The organism is Vibrio sp. McD22-P3 (assembly GCF_021568915.1).
Classification (GTDB): Bacteria; Pseudomonadota; Gammaproteobacteria; order Enterobacterales; family Vibrionaceae; genus Vibrio; species Vibrio mediterranei.
The window spans coordinates 1-1,582 of the sequence record NZ_JAKGTN010000059.1; the positions used below are offsets into that span (position 1 = coordinate 1).

The window sequence follows — 1,582 nt, forward strand, 5'->3', positions numbered from 1 at the left end:
AGTCGGACTGGGTTATCTAACACTTGGTCAACCGTTAGCCTCCCTGTCTGGTGGTGAGTGCCAACGAGTGAAGTTATCGAGTGAGCTACACAAAACTGGCAATGTTTACATCCTCGATGAGCCAACAACGGGGTTGCACGTTTCCGATGCGGCAAGAATTATCAGTATCTTTGAAAAACTCGTAACAAAGGGCAATACGGTCATTGTTATAGAGCACAACCTAGATGTGATGACCAAAGCCGATTGGATTATCGACGTCGGCCCCGATGGTGGTGAAAAAGGTGGGGAGATCCTGTTTGAGGGTACACCAAAAACACTTATAGAAAAGTCCAACTCTCATACTGCACTTTTCTTAAAACACTATATTCAAGCTGAAGTGTTTAAGTAGGGTTTTGCTGAGTCGCCATCCATGAGGAAAAGTACGGTAACGTCAGTGGCACAATTTACCAATGAGTAAATGAGCTAGCAAGGAATGGGGCATTTTTGATTTTGACTGATTTGTGCAACAGGCTGTTGCACAATTGGGAAACGGCTTTTTTCACTAACAAGCGAGTCTGATTTTAGCCACCAACAGGTTGTTGACCAAATTTTTCATCGGGAAGGTCTTGCTCATCATCGAACATCACAATGCTTCTACGATGCCCCTTTAGAGCAGATAATGCAACTTGAAAACAACTTTCACACATATCAAGGTGGTGGGTAATACCGTCCATTTTTGACCCAAATCCCCAGTTAGCAGTCAGTTCACCAACCTCTTCTAACTTAACGCCATTTGAATCGACGACCATCACGCTAGTACCACAGATATCACAACATCGATCAACAACGACCTCTATCGTTTTTTGTCCATAAACTTTCATTGTGAACTCCTGTCGCTGATAAGACTAATCATTACTTGGAAGTTAGCCAGTACCAAATAACAACTAAGTAGTAGCTGAAATTATAGCTGTCCTATAGGCAACTGAGCAATTAACAAAGTCGCTGAATTTTCATTGTTACTCAGCGAAGTATCCTTCTTATGTAGACACGTTAAACGTATTAGTAAAAACTAAGTCATGAGGCAGAGCAAAAGGGAACTGGCTCAATTGACGCTGGTGCAGAATGGGGCAGAAGTAAGCTTGCCACATACGGTTCTTAGCTTTAAACTAACTTTGAGAGCCTCGGGTATCCCTGCTTTTTCTTGGAGTTACGATTTACTGTCTGGCCAGAAGTAATTGTATCGAATTGAACTTGGCTTAATTGCAAAGCAGACCACCGAGGACATACGATAAGTCTAGGTGTTTTCCCTCCCATATGCATTGGTGATTAAACACTCGACGCTGCACACAGAATGAATTGAATGACAAACCTTCTGTAGCTGTTTACAAAGCCATAGGCATTGCCTGTGGCTTTGTCGTACCTGGAACTAAAAAACTGGTTCAACAGGCTTACACACAAATTAATCTATTGATAGTTTCTTATGCTCTAAAAACGTTTAGGGGCGAACGGCGTTTTTCAAGGTAGTTGTCATCATTTGCTTGCTTATTAAGCAGCTTCTCTTTCTGGATTTAGGTGGACTTCGCCAACAGGCTCACAGTTCCTG

The 1,582-nt window shown here is 42.4% G+C and carries 2 protein-coding genes; one reads left to right on the forward strand and one right to left on the reverse strand.

All coding sequences use genetic code 11. The features are described 5' to 3' along the window. Positions 1-388: ATP-binding cassette domain-containing protein (locus L2W36_RS27205; RefSeq protein WP_329605686.1), on the forward strand; the 388-nt coding region annotated here is incomplete at its 5' end. Positions 389-560: 172 nt separating this feature from the next. On the opposite strand, the gene L2W36_RS27210 is transcribed toward L2W36_RS27205, so the two are convergent. After that, on the reverse strand, positions 561-860 hold the full coding sequence (locus L2W36_RS27210; RefSeq protein ID WP_236112067.1) for a hypothetical protein: 300 nt from the start codon (positions 858-860) through the stop codon (positions 561-563). Between the last annotated feature and the right edge of the window lie 722 nt (positions 861-1,582).